The sequence below is a fragment of the Actinacidiphila sp. bgisy144 genome, from assembly GCF_057708105.1.
The window spans coordinates 68,724-84,448 of record NZ_JBYIRM010000035.1 but is presented as its reverse complement, the minus strand read 5'-3'; the positions used below and the strand labels follow the sequence as shown (position 1 = coordinate 84,448).

Sequence of the window (15,725 nt, the reverse complement as noted above, 5' to 3'; positions counted from 1 at the left end):
CCCCCCCCCCCCCCCCCCCCCCCCCCCCCCCCCCCCCCCCCCCCCCCCCCCCCCCCCCCCGGGCCGGGGTGCGCCGGATCAGGCCCACGCCACCGGGGTCTGGAGTTCCGTCACCCACTCGGCGCGGTTCTCCGGGCACTCCAGGGTGATCTCACGCGGGTATCCCGTCGACCGGTAGCCGTTGGCGTCGATCCAGCGGGCCAGGGTCTGGGCGGTGGGGACCACGCGGTCCATCGAGCCCCGGTGCACGATGGTCGCCGCCTGGTCGAGGGCCGGCAGGTCCAGGACGCGGAACGTCCCGTCCTGGAGCGGCGCCGAGACCTGGACGGCCGCGTGGACGGCGATCCCGCCACCGCCCTGCGGAGCGTCCTCGTAGTACGCGATGCCCGGACCGGTCGGCGCGATGCCCGCCGCGCCCAGGCACCGGAGCAGCTCGTCGTAGAGCGGACCGATCACCGGCCCGATGTCCTCGGGCGCGAAACTCGCGGCGGTCGCGGTCAGTTCCGCCACGCGGACGGCGGGGACGGTCTTGATGACGACGTCGTTCGTGGGCATGTGCCCCTCACTCTCGATCGCTCGGAGCCTCGCCTCGACCTGGACCAACCGCGCGGCCGCGGCAGCCACCGCGGTCTCCAGTTCGGCCCGCCGCAGCCGCAGCATGCCGTGCAGCTCCGCGACACCGACCTTCTCGTCCACGATGTCCCGGACCTGCTGGAGGGTGAACCCGAGGTCCTTCAGCGCGACGATCCGGTTGAGGCGGGCGAGTTGGGCCGCGGTGTAGTGGCGGTAGCCGCTGGCGGGGTCGACGTGGGCCGGGTGCAGCAGCCCGGTCGCGTCGTAGTGCCGCAGCATCCGGACCGAGACACGGCCGTGGCGGGCGAAGTCTCCGATGGTGAACATGATGTCTCCGAGTTGACCGCCTGACACGGTGTGAGGGTCAAGAAGCTACGGGACCGTCTGCGACGACATCGGCGAGCGCGGTGTCGGGCTCGGGGGACGCACGTCCGTGCGCTCACCCATGCCGACGGATTCGTCCTTATATGCCCATTTCGCTTGCGCCGCTGTGGTAATGTAAGCAGCGCTTACTTTGTGAGGTGGCGATGGAGGCGAATCCGGCCAGACCCGGCTACCACCACGGCGACCTGCGGGCGGCGCTGGTCCTGGCCGCCCTGGAGATGCTCGAGGCGGGCGAGCCGTTCTCCTTGCGCGCGCTCGCCCGCCGGGCGGGTGTGTCCACGGCAGCCCCGTACCGGCACTTCGCCGACCGCGAGGAGCTGGAATCGGCGCTGGCCGTCCACGGACTGCGTGAACTGCTGAGCGACCTCACCTCGGGCGGGCCGGCCCCGACGTCGGCCGCCGACGTCGGTGAACTCGCCGTCGGGTACGTGCGTTTCGCCCTGCGCAGGCCGGCGCTGTTCCGGCTGATGTTCGGGCAGGCGTGCGACGACCAGGACGACGCGAGGGTGCGCGCGGCCGGTGCGCTGCACGACCACCTCGAAGCGGTCATGGCCGGGCTCTTCCCCGCGTCCGATCCGGCCGTCCTGGCCACCGCCGGGTGGTCGCTCGCCCACGGCCTGGCCTTCCTCCACCTCGACGGCAAGCTGTCCCGGGCCGATCCCGCCGCGGTCGACGCGCGCGTGCGTGCGGCATTCGACGCCGTCCTCCCGCCGGTCACCCCGCCTGCCGTCCCACCTTCCGCCCCGCCTGTCGTCCGACCCGTCCCGCCGCCCGGAATCGAGGGCCCATGAGCCGCCGCATCCTGATCGTCGTCAGCAATGTCGACCACTACGAGGCCGATCCGTCGCACCCGACCGGGCTCTGGCTGTCCGAGCTCACCCACGCCTGCGACATCTTCGAGCAGCACGGCCTGGAGCAGACGATCGTCAGCCCCGCGGGCGGGAAGTCCCCGCTGGAGCCGCAGTCGTTGAAGTTCCCCAGCTACGACGCGTCCGCCAGGTCCTGGCACGGCGACCCGGTCACCGGGCAGAACCCCGGATCGGCCAAGGCGACGGCGGCCAAGGTGGCCGCGCTGCTCTGACGGCGGGCACCGCCACCGCCACCCCGGACATCGACCTGAAAGGCTGCGCCCCATGCAGACCGTGCTCGGATCAGGCGGCCAGATCGCCGAAGAGCTCACCCGCGAGCTGTACCGGAACGTCACGCACGACATCCGGCTCGTGAGCAGGAACCCCGCCAAGGTGCACGACAGCGACCAGCTCGTGGCCGCCGACCTCACGGACGCCGAGGCCACCGACGCGGCGGTGGCGGGGAGCGACGTCGTCTACCTCACCGTCGGGCTGCCGATGGACTCGGGACTGTGGGAGCAGCGTTTCCCGGCGATGATGGCGCACACGATCGCCGCCTGCCGCAAGCACGGCAGCAGACTCGTCTTCTTCGACAACACCTATATGTACCCGCGGACGTCGAGCCCGCAGACCGAGGACACCGCGTTCGCGCCGGTCGGGCGCAAGTCCGCGGTGCGTGCGCGGATCGCGACGGAGCTGCTGGCCGCGATGGACTCGGGCACGGTCGAGGCCGTGATCTGCCGCGCCCCCGAGTTCTACGGGCCCGGGAAGACCCAGAGCCTGACCAACTCGGCCGTCTTCGACCGCATCCGGCACGGCAAGCGGGCGATGGTGCCGCTGAACGCCCACGCCCGGCGCAGCCTGATCTGGACCCCGGACGCGTCCCGGGCGATGGCCCTCATCGGCAACACGCCCGACGCCTACGGGCAGACCTGGCATCTGCCGGTCGACCCGGACCGCCTGACCTACCAGGGCATGATCGACGTCGCCGCGCGGACCCTGGGGCGGCGCGTCCGCTACTCCACCGTCCCCGGGTGGGCGTTCCGGATCGGCGGGCTGGTCAACCCGGCGGTCCGGGAAGCGGAGGAACTCCTGCCGCGCTACCGGCAGGACAACATCTTCGACGCGTCGAAGTTCGCGGCCCGCTTCCCCGACTTCCAGGTCACCAGCTACCCCGACGGCATCGCCCGCCTCCTCCGCGCATGACCCTCCAGAGCGAGCAGCCGCAGCCGCACAGCCGGGGGAGCGGGCGTCCCGTCCTGGTGACGCTGACCGGCGGACCCGGTGCGGGCAAGACGACCCTGGCGGCCACCCTGACGGCCACCGCGTCGGCCGCGGGCTCAGGCGTAGAAGCGGGACACGCTCTGGAGGACCGCTGCCGGCTTGGGGGCGCCCTCGATCTCGATGGTGCCGTCGACGGTGATCTGCAGGCCGCCGGGGACCTCGTCGACCGCCGCCAGGCGCGCGGCGAGGCGGATGCGGGAACCGACGCGGACCGGCGAGGGGAAACGGACCTTGTTGAGGCCGTAGTTGACCTTGGTACTGACGCCCTCGACCTCCAGCAGGCCGGTGAACAGCGGGATGAACAGCGCCAACGTCAGGTATCCGTGGGCGATCGGGACGCCGAAGGGGCCCGCGGCGGCGCGCTCGACGTCCGTGTGTATCCACTGGTGGTCGCCGGTCGCGTCGGCGAAGCCGTTGATACGGTCCTGGGTGACCTCGATCCAGTCGCTGGTGCCCAACTCGGCGCCGGCGAGCGCCTTGAGCTCGTCGAGTCCGTGGACGGTGAGGGTGGAGGGCGTGGTCATGACGGGTGGTCCTTGCTCTTGGAGGGGGGCGCCGGCTGCCGTGCGGCTACTGGTGTTCTTCGCGCAGCCGGCGCTTGAGGATCTTTCCTGAGGCGGTGCGCGGGAGGCTGTCCACGAGCACCACCGATTTGGGGATCTTGTACCTGGCCAGCCTGCCGTCCAGCGCGGCAAGCAGCTCCCGGGGAGCGGGTGCCGCGCCCTGCGCCGGGACCACGAAGGCCCGCCCGGACTCGCCCCACCGCTCGTCGGCGACGCCGATCACCGCGCACTCGGCCACGCCGGGCAGCGCGAGCAGGGCGTCCTCGACCTCCGCGGGGTAGACGTTCTCGCCGCCCGAGATGTACATGTCCTTGATCCGGTCGGCGATGGTGACGTAGCCGTCGGCGTCCACCCGCGCGGCGTCGCCGCTGTGGAACCAGCCGTCGTGGAGGGCGGCGGCGGTCTCCTCCGGAAGACCCCAGTAGCCGGGGCCGACGTGCGGTCCGCGGACGACGACCTCGCCCAACTCGCCCGCCGGAACGGGCCGCCCCCCGGGCCCCAGCACCCGGACGTCGCTGAAGAAGTGCGGGACGCCGGCCGAGCCGGCCTTGCTGACGGCGTGCTCGGCGTCGAGGAAGAGCGTGCCGGGGGCCGCCTCGGTCATGCCGTATCCCTGGAGGAAGGTGAGGCCCCGCTGCTGGTAGGTGTGGATGAGCGCGGCCGGCACCGGAGCGCCGCCGCAGGTGAGCAGGCGGAGTGAGGAGAGGTCCGCCTGCTCCCAGCCCGACTGCCGCGCGACGAGGTCGAACATGGTCGGGACGCCGAACATGAAGCTGATCTGGTGCCGCTCGATCAGCGCCAGCGTGGCTGCCGGGTCGAAGGACTCCACCAGGACGCAGGCGCCGCCCTTGAGCAGGACGGGCAGGGTGAGCATGTTCAGCCCGGCGGTGTGGAAGAGCGGGGCGGAGACGAGGGCCCGCTCGTCTGCGGTGAGGTCGTGGTCGACCAGGACGTTGACGGCGTTCCAGGTGAGGTTGCCGTGGGTGAGCATGGCGCCCTTGGGGCGACCGGTGGTCCCCGAGGTGTACATGATGAGGCAGAGCTCGTCCTGGGCGACGGTCTCGTCGATCGGCTCGGTGGCGGCCGCGGCCAGCAGGTCCTCGTAGACCGGACCGATCTCCACGGTCCAGGGGACCTCGGCGGGTACGAGGCCGGCGAGCGAGGACGCGTGGAGCAGGGCCCGGACGCCGCTGTCCTGGAGTTGGTAGGCGATCTCGGCTGCGGCGAGGCGGGTGTTGAGGGGGACGAAGACCGCGCCGAGGATGCCCGTGGCGAAGAGGGTTTCCAGATAGGCTGGGTGGTTCGGTCCCAGGTAGGCGACGCGGTCGCCGCGGCGGATGCCGGCGGCGCGCAGCGCGTGCGCGAGGCGGGTGGTGCGCTCGTGCAGGTCGGCGTAGCTGTGATGGTGCTCGCCGTGGATGAGCGCGGTGCGGTGCGGGGTCTTCCGGGCTCGGCGGGCGGGCCAGGACCCGATGCCCTCGTTGCGCATGTGAGGCTCCTTCAGGAGGTGAGTCCCAGCAGCCGAGCCGCGTTGTCCTTGAGGATCTTGGGCCTGACGCTGTCCTTGATGGGCAGCTTCTCGAAGTCGGCGAGCCAGCGGTCCGGGGTCAGCACGGGGTAGTCGGAACCGAAGAGAACCTTGTCCTGGAGCAGGGAGTTGGCGTACTGGACCAGTTGCGGCGGGAAGTACTTGGGCGACCAGCCGGAGAGGTCGATGTGCACGCCGGGTTTGTGGGTGGCGACCGCGAGCGCCTCGTCCTGCCAGGGGAAGGAGGGGTGCGCGAGGATGATCTTCAGATGCGGGAAGTCGACGGCGACGTCGTCCACACGCATCGGGTTGGAGTACTTCAGCCGGATTCCGCCTCCGCCGGGGACACCCGCGCCGATGCCGGTCTGGCCGGTGTGGAAGAGGGCGACGGTGCCGGTCTCCTCGATGACCTCGTAGAGTCCGTACGCCATCCGGTCGTCGGGGTAGAAGCCCTGGATGCTGGGGTGGAACTTGAACCCGCGCACTCCGTACTCCTCGACCAGCCGCCGCGCCTGGCGGATGCCCGCCTTGCCGCGGAAGGGGTCGATGGAGGCGAAGGGTATGAGCACGTCGGGGTTGGCCGCGGCGGCCTCGGCCACTTCCTCGTTGGGGACCGGCGGTGTGCCGGTGGCGTGCTCGGCGTCGACGGTGAAGACGACCGCGGCCATGTTCCGCTCGCGGTAGTAGGCGGCCATCTCCGGGAGGGTGGGCTTGCGCTTGCCCTCGACCTTGAAGTACGCCTCCGAGGCCGTGTCAAGTTCGGCCGAGAGCGAGGCGTTCCCCCGTGCGGAGACCTCGGCGTGGGTGTGGACGTCGATGGCGGTGAGCTCTTCGGGATCGAGGGGCCGGCCGGTGGTCATGCCTGCTGCCCCTCGGGAATGCGCGGAGCGGGGATGCCGACCGACTGCGGCTCGCGGCCGACCGAACCGTGCCAGCCGGCGGCCAGTGCCTGCGGGGTCCAGCCGCCGTCGGCGTAGGCGACGGCGCTCTCCTGCGGGTGCGACCAGAGCGTGAGCCGGTCGCCGCCGATGCCGATGCACTGGCCGGTGACGTCCCGGGCGGCGTCGGAGGCGAGGAAGGGCAGCAGGGCGGCACAGTCCTCGGGCGTGCCGAAGCCCTCCCCCTTGCGCAGGAAGTCGGGCAGCGGCTGCCCCTGCCGGAGGCGTTCGACGTAGGGCGCGAAGGCGGGGATGGTCTCGGTCATGGCGGTGGCGGCGACCGGCACGATCGCGTTGACGGTGATGCCGGCGCGGGCCAGCTCCATGGACCAGGTGCGGACCATGGCGGCGATGCCGGCCTTGGCGGCGGCGTAGTTGGTCTGGCCGAAGTTCCCGCGCTGCCCGGCCGGGGAGCCGACCATGACGAGGGTGCCGCCGTCGCCCTGCTCGCGCATGCGGACCGCGGCCGCGCGGGCGCAGGTGAAGGTGCCGCGCAGGTGGGTGCCGATGACGGCGTCGAAGTCCTCGTCGGTCATCTTCCACAGCACCCGGTCGCGCAGTATCCCGGCGTTGGTGACCATGACGTCGAGGCGTCCGAACTCGCTGACGGCGCGGGCGACCAGGCGGTCCGCGGCTTCGCTGCCGCCGACGGCGACGGCCTCGGCGACGGCTCGGCCACCGGCCTCGGTGATGGTCCTGGCGGCCCGCTCGGCGACTTCCGCGTCGAGGTCGTTGACGACGACGGCCGCTCCGGCACCGGCGAGTGCGGTGGCGTAGGCGAGGCCGAGTCCCCGTCCGCTGCCGGTGACGACGGCGACCTTGCCGGCCAGATCGAGGGAGGGGTGGGGAGTGGGTTCATCGCTCATGGGGAACGAAGTTAAGAGCAACCATTGTTGCTGTCAATAGTTGCGATCGACCGTCGCTTTGCGGAATGATGCCGCCATGAGCGACGCACCCTGGATGCGCGGCCTGCACGCCGACACCGGATACCTGCTGTACCGCCTGGGCCTGCGCTCGGGCAGTCTGTTCAACGCGGGCCTGGAACAGCACGGCCTGCGACTGCGGCACTACGCGTTGCTCCGCTATCTCTCCGCCGTCGAGGGCGCCCGGCAGCGGGAGTTGAGCGACCGGCTCGGCTACGACCCCAGCGCCATCGTCAGCCTCGTCGACGACCTGCAGCGGCTCGGACTGGTCGAACGCCGTCCCGACCCCGGCGACCGGCGCAACCGGATCGTCGTGCTGACGAAGGACGGAGAGCAGCTGCTCCGGGACAGCGAACAGGACGGCGCCCGCGTCACCGACGACCTGCTGGCACCCCTCGGCGCCGAGGACCGCCGGACCCTGCACGCCCTGCTGCTGCGGATCGCCGAACCGGCGGACTCCACCGCCGGCGGCGACTGACCCCACATCCCGGCCGCGTGCCCGGCCCACCCCCCGCCCGTTCGGCGGCCGACCGCCTGCTCGCCGTGCTCGGCTCCTTCGAGCAGGCGCATCCCGCCCTGACGCTGACCCAGATCGCCCAGCGCGCCGACCTTCCGCTGCCCACGGCGCACCGTCTGGTCGGCGTGCTCACCGGCTGGGGCGCGCTCGAACGCACCGAGGACGGCCGCTACCACGTGGGGCTGCGCCTGTGGGAGGTCGCCGCGCTGGCCCCGCGCGGGGTGGGATTGCGCCAGGCGGCGATGCCCTTCCTGGAGGATCTCTACGAGACCACCCACGAGAACGTGCAACTCGCGGTGCGCGACGGCATGGAGGTCCTCTACACCGAGCACATCGCGGGCCGCTCGGCCGTCGGCGTCCGCAGCCGGGTCGGCGCCCGCTGGCCACTGCACGCCACCGGCGTCGGCCTGGTGCTGCTCGCCCACGGCGGCGCCCCGCTACAAGACCGCTACTGCGCCGGGAACCTGGCCGCGTTCACCTCCTTCACGGTCACCGATCCGGTGCGGCTGCGCCGCATGCTGGCCGAGGTGCGACGCAGCGGATGCGCGGTGAGCGACCGCCAGATCACCGACGACGCGCTGTCCGTGGCGGCGCCGGTGCTCGGTTCCAGCGGCGAGGTGGTCGCGGCCGTCTCGGTCGTCGTGCCGTTCGCGGGCGCGCGGACCGCGGCGCTCGTCCCCGTCGTGCGGGTGGCCGGCCGTGGCATCTCACGGGCGCTGGGCTGGCAACCCGCGCCGCATCGGCCCCGGGACTTCCGCCGGGCGGAAGTCCCCTTGTCCCAGGCCGGACGCAGGCCGGAGCCTGGCGGCACGCGGAGCACCGGCGCTCCGCCGTAGAGGGACGGGACTCCTGCCATGGCCACGCACTCAGCCTTCGCCCGCAACCAGTGGTACGTCGCCGCCTGGTCCGCCGAGGTCGGCCGCGACCTGCTGGGCCGCACCGTCCTGGGCGAGCCCATCGCGCTGTACCGCACCGAGGCGGGCGGGGCCGTCGCCCTCGCCGACCGCTGCGTACACCGCCGATTCCCGCTGTCGGCAAGCCGCCTGGACGGCGACCAGGTGGTCTGCGGATACCACGGCTTCACCTACGACACCACCGGCACCTGCGTCTTCGTCCCGGGCCAGAAGCGCGTCCCCCGTACCGCGCGGGTGCGCTCCTATCCCGTGGCGGAGGTCGACTCCTTCGTCTGGGTCTGGATCGGCGACCCCGAGGCGGCCGACACCGCCGCGATCCCGCGCGCCCCGCACCTGGTGGACGACGGCTGGGTCACCGTCAGCGGCATGGAGCCCATCGACTGCGACTACGGCCTGCTGGTCGACAACCTGCTGGACCTCTCCCACGAGACCTACCTGCACGGCGGCTACATCGGCACGCCGGAGGTGGCGCAGACCCCGATCACGACCGAGGTCGACGAGGAGGCAGGGGTCGTCCGGGTCTCCCGTCACATGCCCGACGCCGAGTGCCCGCCCTTCTACGCGCGCTCGACCGGCATCGAGGGACGCATCCAGCGCCTCCAGGACATCGAGTACCGCGCGCCCTGCCTCTACCTGCTGCACAGCCGGATCAGCCCCACCGGGCAGGATTCCCCCGTGTTCCGCACCGAGATCACCTATGCGATCACCCCCTCGGCGCCCGGCCAGGTCTACGACTTCTGGGCCGTCTCAAGGGACTTCGCGGTCCAGGACGCCGAGGTCACCACCTTCCTGCGGGACTTCAACCACACCGTGGTCATGCAGGACGTGGACGCGCTCAACGTGTTGCAGCGCTGCCTCGACACGGAGACCGAGGGCTACCAGGAACTCAGCATCAACATCGACACCGGCGGCCTGGCCGCGCGGCGCATCCTGGCCCGGCTGGCCGCGCGATGACCCCCGGGCCGCGATCCGCCGAATCCGGTGTGTTCCGCATTCGCTGGCTGCCCGGCACCGATGTGCTGCTCGGCCGCTGCCACTGCGGCGCGGAACACGCGTGCCAGGACCCCGTCGGGATGTGGGACTGGCTGCTGACCCACCCCGACCACCCCACCGCCGAGGACGCCGCCCGGTGAACGACACCACCCTGGACCTGGTCGTCGCCGACCGCCGCGACGAGGCGGTCGGCGTGGTGTCCCTGACGCTGCGCCGTGCCGACGGCCGGGCGCTGCCCGACTGGCAGCCCGGCGCGCACGTGGACCTGCTGCTGGCCGACGGCCTGGAGCGCCCGTTCTCCTTGTGCGGACCGCCCCGCGGCGAGGGGTGGCGGATCGCCGTGCTGCGGAGGGCGGACGGGCGCGGCGGCTCGGACTTCGTCCACACCTCCCTGTGGCCGGGCGCCCGGGTGCTGGCCCGCGGCCCTCGCAACCACTTCCCGCTGGAGCCGGCGCCGCGCCACCGCTTCGTCGCCGGAGGCATCGGCATCACACCGATCCTCCCGATGCTGGCCGCGGCCACGGCGTCCGCCTCGGACTGGTCGCTGCTGTACGGCGGCCGCTCCCGCTCCTCCATGGCCTTCGTCGAGGAACTGGCGGAAGAGCACCCGGCCGGACGCGTCACCCTCACCACCGGCCACCTCGATCTGGACGGCTACCTCGACGGCCTGCGCCCGGGTGAACTCGTCTACGCCTGCGGCCCGGCGTCGCTGCTGGCGGCCGTCGAGTCCCGTGTGCCGGCCTCCACCCTGCGCCTGGAACGCTTCACCGCCGCCGCCACCACCGACGCCTCGGGCGACACGGCGTTCGACGTCGAACTCGCCCGGTCCGGCGTCGTCCTGACCGTCCCGCCGGACCGCAGCATCCTGCACACCGTTCAGCAGGCGGGCATCACCGTCCTCTACTCCTGCGCGGAGGGCACCTGCGGCACCTGCGAGACCGATGTCCTGTCGGGCGAGGCCGACCACCGCGACACCGTCCTCACCGACGAGGAACGTGCCGCCGGCGAGACGATGATGATCTGCGTCTCCCGCTGCCGCACACCTGGCGGCCGGCTGACCCTGGACCTGTGACTTCGGCCGGCACCGCATCTCAGCCGACCGGCAGGCCCGCGTAGTTCTGCGCCAGTTCGGCGGCGGCATGCGGCGAGGCGGCGATGCGGTCGAGCTGCGAGAGCTGGAGACGGGTGTCGAACGGGGACTGGTCCGGGGCGGTGTGCAGGGTCGTCGTCATGAACCAGGAGAAGTGCTCCGCGCGCCACACCCGCCGCAGGCAGGTGTCCGAGTAGGAGTCGAGCCCTGCCGTGGAGCCGGTCGCGGCCAACTCCTCGAAGGCGCGGGCCAGGACGATGACGTCGGAGGCGGCGAGGTTGAGGCCCTTCGCGCCCGTGGGCGGGACGATGTGCGCGGCGTCGCCCGCGAGTATCACCCGGCCCCAGCGCATCGGCTCGGTGACGGAGCTGCGCATCGGCAGGACGGACCGCTGCGTGATCGGCCCCCTGGCCAGCTTCCAGTCCCCGTCGACAGCGAAGCGGGCGTCGAGTTCGTCCCAGATCCGCCCGTCCGTCCAGGTGGCGGCGTCGGTGCCGTTGGGCACCTGGAGGTACAGCCTGCTGACGGTCGGGGAGCGCATGCTGAGCAGTGCGAATCCGCGCGGCGAGTGCGCGTAGACCAGCTCGTCGCTGGAGGGCGGCACGTCGGCGAGGATGCCGAACCACGAGTAGGGGTAGACCCGTTCGAAGGTGCTCAGGGCGGCTGCCGGGATGGCCTTGCGGGTGGCGCCGTGGAAACCGTCGCAGCCGACGACGTAGTCGCAGACGACGGTGTGCTCGCCTCCCCCGTGGGTGTAGTGGACGGTCGGCTGGTCGGTGTCGGCGGCGGTCACCTGCGAGACCTCGGCGTCGAAGAGCAGCGGCGCGCCGTCGCGGAGTTGGAGGGCGATGAGGTCCTTGACGACCTCGGTCTGGGCGTAGACCCAGACCTTGCGGCCGCCGGTCAGCGACGGGAAGTCGATGCGGTGGCCGCGCCGGTTCCAGCGCAGTTCGACGCCGTCGTGGACCAGGCCCTCGCGGTCCAGCCGCTCGGCGGCGCCGCTGGAGCGCAACGCGTCGACGGTTCCCTGCTCCAGGATTCCGGCGCGCTGGCGCTGTTCCACGTAGGCACGGCTGCGGGACTCGAGTACGACGCAGTCGACGCCCGCCTGATGGAGGAGGCGGGCGAGCAGGAGGCCGGCAGGGCCGCCGCCCACGATGCCGACGGTGGTACGGGCGGGCAGGGGCGCGGTGAGCGAGGTCATGGCGAGGTCTCTTCTTGGAGGATGCGGTCGGCGAGGGCGGAGGTCGCGTTCGCCGCGGGCTCTCGGCCGTGGACGGCGGACCGGGCCGAGCTCCGTCCGCCCATCCACTCGATCGTGTTCGCCTGGTGAACTATTATTCGTAATTGGCCAGCATGAGTCTGTGTCGGGTCGCGCCCCTTGTCAACAGCAGCCGGCGACCCGGCGGATACCGGGTGCCGGTACGGACGCGGCGCCCGGGCCGAGAGCCGGGCGGCCCCGATAGGCTGGCGCCATGTCACTGGAGAAGCCGTCCCTGGAGGCGCTGGTACTGCGACGTGCCGAAGAAGGCAGCGTCCTCCCGCGCCAGCAGACGGGGGCCTCGCCGCAGCGACTCCTGACGACGCTGCTGGGGGAGTACTGGCTGGACACCGCCGCGGCCCTGCCGATGAGCGCACTCATCGCGCTGCTGGCCGAGTTCGGCATCAGTGAGACGAGTGCGCGCGCGACCGCGAACCGGCTGGTCAAGCGCGGCGTCCTGGCGGCCGAGAAGTCCGGGCGGCAGTCGTATCTGCGGCTGAGCGACGACGGCCGGGAGGACAACCGGCAGCGGACCGCCAGCATCATGCGGTTCGGTGCCGACTCCCAGGACTGGGACGGCCTGTGGACGGTCGCGGCCTTCAGCGTGCCCGAGCAGGAGCGGCACGTGCGCCACCGTGTGCGCAGCTACCTGCGGTGGCTGGGGTTCGCCCCCCTCTTCGACGGGCTGTGGGTGTCGGCGCACGCCGACCCCGCGACGCTCGGGCCGATCTTCCGGGCCGCCGGTGTCGGGAACCTGACCGTGCTGAGGGCTTCGGAGGCCGGCGGCAACTCCCCGCTGAAGGCATGGGACCTGGACGACGTCGCCGCGTCCTATGAGCGCTTCCTCGCCGATCACCGGGAATCGCTGGCGCGGATGGACGCCGGGACCGTCAGCCCGAGCGACGCGCTGGTCACCCGTACCAGGGTCTTCGACGCCTGGCGGGTCTTCCCCGGACTCGATCCGAGCCTGCCGGACAAGCTCCTGCCGCCCGACTGGCCACGGGCGCGGGCCCGCCGGCTGTTCACCGCGCTCCACGACGGACTGGCGCCGCTCGCGGCACTGCGGTTCCGGCAGATCATCGCCGTCCATGACAGCGGCCTGGCCGAGCTGACCGAACAGCGCACCGTCGCGGTGTGGGCGGCCTACTGACCGCACCGGCGCCCCCGCGGGGGAGTCGGGGCCCAGTCCGCGGACCGGAAGCGCGCCTGCGCGGCGGCGTCCTCGTCGTGCAGGGCCATGATCTGCTTGATCCGCGCCTCGGCGAGCGGGCCGAGGGCGTTGTACGCCTGGATGAACAGTGAGCGGGCCTGGTCGCGAGGCCACCCGGCCGGCATGTGGGCACTGGGGAGGCCGGGGTCGATGCCGGGGAAGCGCCGGTAGGTGTCCATGAGGCGGGTGCGCGCGATCAGAGCGTGCCGTGGAGTGACCCGGCCGGCCAGTGCCTCTTCCAGCAACGGGCGGGTCCCGTCGATGAAGGAGGCGTACACCTCGGCCACGGCGTCCAGGTCCCAGGCGGCCAGCGGTGAGCGGTCGGCCGTCAGGACGGTGGTGCCGCGCAGGACCGTCGCGGTGAAGATGTCCAGTTCGTCCAGCACGGTCTGCGCGTCGGCGGCGGTCGCGGAGGCGGACACCCACACCGCGTCGTAGAGCGGGGCGAAGCCGAACCAGCGCAGCCGCGAGCGCAGCAGGTGCCTGCTGTCGCGCCGGTCCTCGGGCACCGAGAAGGCGACGACGGTCCAGTGGCCGTCCCAGTCGCCGTCCAGGCCGAAGCCGGCGATGCGCAGGCCCCCCTCGCGCACGCGCTCGGCCGCCTGGTCGGCCAGGCGGTAGAAGGTCTGGCGCCCCACTTTGCGGACCTCCACGACGCCGCGCCGCAGCAGCCGGCTCATCGCCGCGCGGGCGCTGGACCTGCTGATGCCGAACTCGGAGAGCAGGTCGATGAGTCCGGCCGAGGAGAGGTGGCGGTCGTGGAGGAGCCAGTAGTCGCCCAGCAGGGTCACTAACACGTGCTGGGGGGACGGGCCTTCCTGCATGCGGGGCATCGCCTGTTCCGCGGAGTCCCCGGCCGAAGCCGAGCGAGCCTTCGTGTCCAACGGCGACACTCCTCCAACTGATCACACATTCGATGCCGGACGTCACAGATCCTGCTCGAATCATCGAGACCGCCTCGACGAATGTCAACGTCAACCGGGATCTTCCTGCGCCCCATCCGTCACGCGGGCAGGAAAGATACGTTGCACTTCTATTGACGCTCGTTATCTACGTGGATACGTTCGCCCCATCCCGTGGTCCCCATCACAGTCGCTGAGGAGCGCAATGTACGGCTTCACCTCCGCCTCCGGGCGCCACCCAGGAGCCACCCGTCCCCGTCTGGCGGTCGCGGCAGCGGCCTGCGCCCTCGCGCTGGCAGGCTGCTCCGGCGGCGGGACCGGTTCGCAGTCGGGTTCCCAACTCTCCCTCCAGTTCCCCGGACCGCCGGTGAGCCTGGACCCGGCGAAGGCCGGGAACGGCGAGTCCGCGGTCTTCGTGTCACTGGCCTACGATCCGCTGATCTACCTGGACGGCAAGGGCGAGTTGGTACCGGACCTGGCCGTGAAGTGGGGCTTCACCGACCACGCCAACAAGGTGTTCGAGCTGACGCTGCGTCCGGGTGTGAAGTTCTCCGACGGCTCGGTGCTGGACGCCAAGGCGGCTGCCGCTTCCATGAACTACTTCCTGGGCGCCGGCGGCGGCCTGGTCGGAAAGGTCGGCCCGGTCGCGAAGGTCGAGGCCGTCGCACCCGCCAAGGTGCGCATCACCTACAAGAAGCCGACCCCGGAGGCGGCGTCCACGCTGACCCAGTACAACGGGATGGGCAACCTCATCGGGCCCAAAGCACTCGCCGACCCCCAGTCGCTGCTGACCTCCAGCGACGGCACCGGCCAGTTCGTCTACGACGGCACCACCTCGGTCGCGGGCAACCGGTACGTGTACAAGAAGAACCCGCACTACTTCCAGCCCGCGGCACAGCACTTCGACTCCACGATCGTCCGCGTCATCAACAACCCGAACGCCGTGCTGTCCGCGACCCAGACCGGCCAGGTCCAGTTCGCCGCCGGCAGTTCCACCACCGCGGCCGCCGCGAAGCGGTCGGGGCTGACCGTCGACACCGCACCGTTCTTCAACTGGTCGCTCAACCTGGTCGACCGCCAGGGCGCCATCGCCCCCGCCCTCGCCGACACACGGGTACGCCAGGCGATCGCGCTGGCCTTCGACCGCCCCGCCATCGCCAAGGCACTGGCCGGCGCCTACGCCTCCGGCAGCAACCAGGTGCTGCTCCCCGGGACCGACGGCTACGACAAGGGCATCGGCTACGGCCACGACGTGGCGAAGGCCAAGGCCCTGCTCGCCCAGGCCGGCTACCCGAACGGATTCAAGCTCAAGGTCCTGACGGAGTCCGTCCTCGACGTCAACAACACCTACTCCCAGGCCATCGCCAGCACCCTGAAGGACATCGGCATCGACGCCACGCTCCAGGTGCAGACCACCGGCATCGCCCAGTTCACCGCGGACGCCCTGTCGAAGAAGTACGCCGCGGTCATCTTCCCCACCGCCGGCACCACCATGTCCGATCTCGACTCGCAGATCACCACCGGCCTGTTCAACCCCTTCGGCTCCTCCGACGCCCGGCTCGACTCGATCCTCCAGCAGGCCGCGACCGCGACCGACGCCCGCACCCGTACCGCGCAGTACCAGAAGGCCTCGAAGCGGCTGCAGGATCTCGCCTGGACCGTGCCGATCTTCGCCACCCAGAACGTCTACTACACCGCGGCCGGGCTGCAGAACGTCCAGCTGTCGGTCCTGAACCCCAACCCCATGCCCGTAGGCCCCACCGCCGATCTGTCCTGGCGGCTGAAGTGACCGGCGCG

17 protein-coding genes are annotated in these 15,725 nt (G+C 71.7%); 10 read left to right on the top strand and 7 right to left on the bottom strand.

The features are described from left to right. Positions 1 to 78: 78 nt before the first annotated feature. Positions 79 to 900, bottom strand: a complete 822-nt coding sequence (locus AC3EVP_RS30820) for a MerR family transcriptional regulator (RefSeq protein WP_435135591.1) — start codon at positions 898 to 900, stop codon at positions 79 to 81. Positions 901 to 1,100: 200 nt separating this feature from the next. Here AC3EVP_RS30820 and AC3EVP_RS30815 point away from each other — a divergent pair, with 200 nt between their 5' ends. Genes AC3EVP_RS30815 through AC3EVP_RS30805 form a run of 3 tightly spaced genes read left to right on the top strand, consistent with a single transcriptional unit; the run spans position 1,101 to position 3,011 of the window. After that, positions 1,101 to 1,748 carry a TetR/AcrR family transcriptional regulator gene (locus AC3EVP_RS30815; protein WP_435135589.1) on the top strand — a complete coding sequence of 216 codons (648 nt, stop codon included), beginning with the start codon at positions 1,101 to 1,103 and terminating at the stop codon, positions 1,746 to 1,748. Further along, on the top strand, positions 1,745 to 2,038 hold the full coding sequence (locus tag AC3EVP_RS30810; RefSeq protein ID WP_435135587.1) for a type 1 glutamine amidotransferase family protein: 294 nt from the start codon (positions 1,745 to 1,747) through the stop codon (positions 2,036 to 2,038). Before AC3EVP_RS30815 ends, AC3EVP_RS30810 begins: the two co-directional genes overlap by 4 nt. Positions 2,039 to 2,090: 52 nt before the next feature. Then, complete coding sequence (locus AC3EVP_RS30805; protein ID WP_435135585.1) at positions 2,091 to 3,011, top strand: NAD-dependent epimerase/dehydratase family protein; 921 nt, start codon at positions 2,091 to 2,093, stop codon at positions 3,009 to 3,011. Between the two features lie 134 nt (positions 3,012 to 3,145). On the opposite strand, the gene AC3EVP_RS30800 is transcribed toward AC3EVP_RS30805, so the two are convergent. Genes AC3EVP_RS30800 through AC3EVP_RS30785 form a run of 4 tightly spaced genes read right to left on the bottom strand, consistent with a single transcriptional unit; the run spans position 3,146 to position 6,984 of the window. Next, positions 3,146 to 3,613 carry a MaoC family dehydratase gene (locus tag AC3EVP_RS30800; protein WP_435135583.1) on the bottom strand — a complete coding sequence of 156 codons (468 nt, stop codon included), beginning with the start codon at positions 3,611 to 3,613 and terminating at the stop codon, positions 3,146 to 3,148. Positions 3,614 to 3,659: 46 nt separating this feature from the next. Then, positions 3,660 to 5,141: an acyl-CoA synthetase gene (locus tag AC3EVP_RS30795; RefSeq protein ID WP_435135581.1), complete on the bottom strand. Its 1,482-nt coding sequence runs from the start codon at positions 5,139 to 5,141 to the stop codon at positions 3,660 to 3,662. Positions 5,142 to 5,152: 11 nt separating this feature from the next. Beyond that, positions 5,153 to 6,040 carry an amidohydrolase family protein gene (locus AC3EVP_RS30790; RefSeq protein ID WP_435135579.1) on the bottom strand — a complete coding sequence of 296 codons (888 nt, stop codon included), beginning with the start codon at positions 6,038 to 6,040 and terminating at the stop codon, positions 5,153 to 5,155. Beyond that, positions 6,037 to 6,984 carry an SDR family NAD(P)-dependent oxidoreductase gene (locus AC3EVP_RS30785; protein ID WP_435135577.1) on the bottom strand — a complete coding sequence of 316 codons (948 nt, stop codon included), beginning with the start codon at positions 6,982 to 6,984 and terminating at the stop codon, positions 6,037 to 6,039. Before AC3EVP_RS30785 ends, AC3EVP_RS30790 begins: the two co-directional genes overlap by 4 nt. A 76-nt stretch (positions 6,985 to 7,060) precedes the next feature. On the opposite strand from AC3EVP_RS30785, the gene AC3EVP_RS30780 reads away from it, so the two are divergent. Genes AC3EVP_RS30780 through AC3EVP_RS30760 form a run of 5 tightly spaced genes read left to right on the top strand, consistent with a single transcriptional unit; the run spans position 7,061 to position 10,537 of the window. Further along, positions 7,061 to 7,519 carry a MarR family winged helix-turn-helix transcriptional regulator gene (locus AC3EVP_RS30780; RefSeq protein WP_335981866.1) on the top strand — a complete coding sequence of 153 codons (459 nt, stop codon included), beginning with the start codon at positions 7,061 to 7,063 and terminating at the stop codon, positions 7,517 to 7,519. 17 nt (positions 7,520 to 7,536) lie between these two features. Then, positions 7,537 to 8,394 (top strand): IclR family transcriptional regulator, encoded by an 858-nt coding sequence (locus AC3EVP_RS30775; RefSeq protein WP_435135575.1) that lies wholly within the window; start codon positions 7,537 to 7,539, stop codon positions 8,392 to 8,394. Between the two features lie 18 nt (positions 8,395 to 8,412). Beyond that, positions 8,413 to 9,426, top strand: a complete 1,014-nt coding sequence (locus AC3EVP_RS30770) for an aromatic ring-hydroxylating dioxygenase subunit alpha (RefSeq protein ID WP_335981863.1) — start codon at positions 8,413 to 8,415, stop codon at positions 9,424 to 9,426. Positions 9,427 to 9,455: 29 nt separating this feature from the next. After that, on the top strand, positions 9,456 to 9,605 hold the full coding sequence (locus AC3EVP_RS30765) for a hypothetical protein (RefSeq protein WP_435135573.1): 150 nt from the start codon (positions 9,456 to 9,458) through the stop codon (positions 9,603 to 9,605). Continuing rightward, positions 9,602 to 10,537: a PDR/VanB family oxidoreductase gene (locus AC3EVP_RS30760; RefSeq protein ID WP_435135571.1), complete on the top strand. Its 936-nt coding sequence runs from the start codon at positions 9,602 to 9,604 to the stop codon at positions 10,535 to 10,537. The genes AC3EVP_RS30765 and AC3EVP_RS30760 overlap by 4 nt, the downstream gene beginning before the upstream one ends. A gap of 19 nt (positions 10,538 to 10,556) precedes the next feature. Here AC3EVP_RS30760 and AC3EVP_RS30755 read toward each other — a convergent pair whose 3' ends face one another. After that, a complete protein-coding gene (locus AC3EVP_RS30755) occupies positions 10,557 to 11,759 on the bottom strand; it encodes a 4-hydroxybenzoate 3-monooxygenase (RefSeq protein ID WP_435135569.1) in 1,203 nt (400 codons plus the stop codon). Between the two features lie 271 nt (positions 11,760 to 12,030). Here AC3EVP_RS30755 and AC3EVP_RS30750 point away from each other — a divergent pair, with 271 nt between their 5' ends. Beyond that, a complete protein-coding gene (locus tag AC3EVP_RS30750) occupies positions 12,031 to 12,966 on the top strand; it encodes a PaaX family transcriptional regulator (protein WP_435135567.1) in 936 nt (311 codons plus the stop codon). Here the strand turns inward: AC3EVP_RS30750 and AC3EVP_RS30745 are convergent. Next, entirely contained in the window at positions 12,960 to 13,910 is a 951-nt protein-coding gene (locus tag AC3EVP_RS30745; protein WP_435135565.1) for a PaaX family transcriptional regulator, read from the bottom strand. The two genes, AC3EVP_RS30750 and AC3EVP_RS30745, sit on opposite strands and share 7 nt — an antisense overlap. A gap of 223 nt (positions 13,911 to 14,133) precedes the next feature. Between AC3EVP_RS30745 and AC3EVP_RS30740 the strand changes: the two genes are divergently transcribed. Beyond that, on the top strand, positions 14,134 to 15,717 hold the full coding sequence (locus tag AC3EVP_RS30740; RefSeq protein WP_435135563.1) for an ABC transporter substrate-binding protein: 1,584 nt from the start codon (positions 14,134 to 14,136) through the stop codon (positions 15,715 to 15,717). Positions 15,718 to 15,725: the final 8 nt, after the last annotated feature.